Below are 2,969 nucleotides of genomic sequence, written 5' to 3' on the forward strand. Positions count from 1 at the left end.
GAATTCGCTTTGCTGAAGATGTTTATGGAAAATCAGGGCAAGGCGCTGGAACGCAATGAGATGTTGAATGTCGTCTGGGGAGAGAATTATTATGGCGATACCAAAACCCTGGACGTGCATATCAGACGGTTACGGGAAAAGCTGGAAGATAATCCCTCGGAGCCTGAATACATAAAAACAGTTTGGGGCCGCGGCTATCGATGGCAAGCCGGAGCCCGCAGGAGCACGCCATGAAGGGAATCAGATTAAGGCTGACCGTCATTTTTATGATCGTTATTATTTGCACCGTTGCGATTTTGGAAATACTGCTTATTTATATCGTCAGGCAGAATTACTATAACAGTCTGGAAGGAAGTTTGCACAATCAGATAAAGATTTGCGCGGACATGTATTCCAAATATTATGGTGATACCTCGCTGCAGGATAATGTGCTTTATAATGTTGATACATTTTGGAACCAGAGCAATGCCGAAGTGCAGATTGTCGATCAAGACGGCAATATTATCATGGATTCCCAGGGCATCATTTCAACGGAGACAGCCGGCAGCGACATCAAAGAAGCTTTGGACGGCAAAAATGGGAGTTGGATAGGAACCGTAAACGGGCAAAAAGTCATGACCGTTGCCAATCCACTGAAATCAGGCGACAAAGTCGTTGGTGCCCTGCGATTTGTCGCCTCGTTAAGCGCCGTTGACCAGGATATTTTGAAAACCGAAGAGATTTTTATCCTGATCGGTTTGTTGGTAATCCTCATCGTTGGTTCGGTGAGTGCCCTTTTAGCCAACACCATTGTGGTGCCCTTGCAGGAAATTACCTCTGTGGCGCAAAAGATGGCCAGGGGCAATTTCCAAATCAAAAGCCAGAAAAAGCGTGACGATGAGATCGGTAAACTTTCCGACACTTTGAATTACCTGGCTGATGAAATCATTAAAAAAGAACAGCTTAAAAACGACTTTATTTCTTCCGTGTCTCATGAACTGCGAACCCCCCTGACCTCCATTAAGGGCTGGGCGATTACGTTACAGAGTGAGAAATTTCAGCAGAAAGAAATGCTTAACGATGGCCTGAATATCATTGCCCAAGAGTGCGACCGGCTGACCCGGATGGTAGAAGAACTTTTGGATTTCTCCAAGTTTGTCTCCGCCAGAATCAAACTCAACCCGGAAGAAGTAAATCTGATGGATCTGTGCCAGCATTTGGGCAAACAGCTGACCCCGCGGGCCATGCGGGAAAATATTGAGTTTACCGTTGCCTATCCTGAAAACATGCCCCCTATTTATGCGGACGCAAACCGGCTGAAACAGTTGTTTATTAATATTTTGGATAATGCCTTTAATTTCAATCATGCGGGAGGCTACGTCCGTTTTAAAGCGGAAATGCAGGATCAAAGTTTTAAATTTACCATCTCTGACAGCGGTTGCGGCATCGGTGCCGATGAACTGCCCAGTGTAAAAGAGAAGTTCTATAAAGGTAAAAGCTCGCTATCGAAAAACGGCATCGGGCTTTCCATTTGCGAGGAGATCGTTACCCTTATGAAAGGCAAACTGGAAATCATGAGCGAGCTAAACCAGGGCACCGATGTGGTGATTATTTTACCTAAAGGGGAGAGGGCCGATGCTTAAGAAATACCAGCTTTTACCGGCATTATTTCTTCTTCTTTTAGTGGGCGGATGCGCCCATCCTTCCTGGACTACGGCAGGGAAGATTGTTCCGCCCCTATATGAGGTTTGTCCGCTGGAGGGAAAATGGTCAGTGATCGAGGAACTGGGTTCCGATGGGTATTCCGGCCAGACCAGCCTGGAGGCCGCAGGCAGTTTGCTTCAATTTAGCAGGGAAGCTGCGATATTAAGCAGCAATGTCTGGAACCAACCTGCCTATAAAATCAAGAAGGTAAATGCAACCGATTATTTAATGACCAGATATACCGTCCTGGACAGCGAACTGGCATTGACAAGCGAAAAGGTCGAGGTGGTTACCGTATTTGCAGACTCCAATTATCTGGGCGAATTTATGAAAATTGACGATGCCACCGTGGTTTCCTTTGTTCAGAATAAAGTGCTGCTGCTCCATAAAATCGCCGCTCATGCCGATGATCCCCGGTCGATTGCCAACGCCAGTATTGATGATACCGATCAGTATAATAAAACCGGGGTTTCAGGCATTTTTATCGGACTGAAAATACCGTCCCATCAAGACTATATTTACAAGACGGTTTGGATCGCGGCGGACGATAAAAAACTTCATCCGGTGCTAAGCAGGAATGATATATATTTCCCGCGAAAAAGCGGTTTCTGGGAACTGCAGGTAAAACAAGGAAATAACAGAGCAGCATTATCCGCCCATAACATGGCGGAAAAAGACCTGGCGGCTACAGAAAAAGTATCTACTAAAACCGCATCATCCGTTTCGGAGAGCATAGTCATCGATTATATCGGCAATGATTATGTCGCCATAGAGAACAATACTGGCGGTATAACCAGACTGCAGGTTTTACCGGTGGATAAACTATCATCGGCGATCGGTATCAAAGTTTTAGATTTGCTGGGGCCGGCGGGATTAAAAGCGTATCACGGCGCCAGGGAACAAGCGGTGCAAACCTTGTATAGCCAGGGAATTGCTTCGATAAATGCGGATATAAACGAGGACAATTATGGACTGACACGAAAAAACGGCCATTGGTATCTGCGGGGAAGAGTAAATTATTACGGCAACAATGCTCCCGGGATCATGGAGTTTGATATAAAATTACTTCCCCCCGCGAAATTGGTATTTTACGATGCGTTATATCCCGGTTGGCAGAGTATAAAGGATCGGGTCCCTAATGCGCTGGATGCGTTTGCTTCTCCCAACAAGGATATCGTGGTGGTTAAAACCAAAAGCAAATTGTATATCTTCAGCATCAACGGCGAACAGCTGAACAGTATCCCCCTGGGAGAAATTGCCTTAGATGAAGGAACAACGATTATAAT

General features: G+C 45.8%; 3 protein-coding genes. All 3 read left to right on the forward strand.

The features are described 5' to 3' along the window. Positions 1–234 (forward strand): winged helix-turn-helix domain-containing protein (locus tag B3W37_RS10075; protein WP_483175626.1); only part of this gene is annotated, 234 nt, incomplete at its 5' end. Next, a complete protein-coding gene (locus B3W37_RS10080) occupies positions 231–1,622 on the forward strand; it encodes a sensor histidine kinase (protein ID WP_483175628.1) in 1,392 nt (463 codons plus the stop codon). The genes B3W37_RS10075 and B3W37_RS10080, both read left to right, overlap by 4 nt. After that, positions 1,615–2,969, forward strand: a 1,355-nt coding sequence (locus B3W37_RS10085) for a hypothetical protein (RefSeq protein ID WP_483175630.1), incomplete at its 3' end; no start/stop codon positions are given. The genes B3W37_RS10080 and B3W37_RS10085, both read left to right, overlap by 8 nt.

The organism is Syntrophomonas sp. UBA5494 (assembly GCF_002426325.1).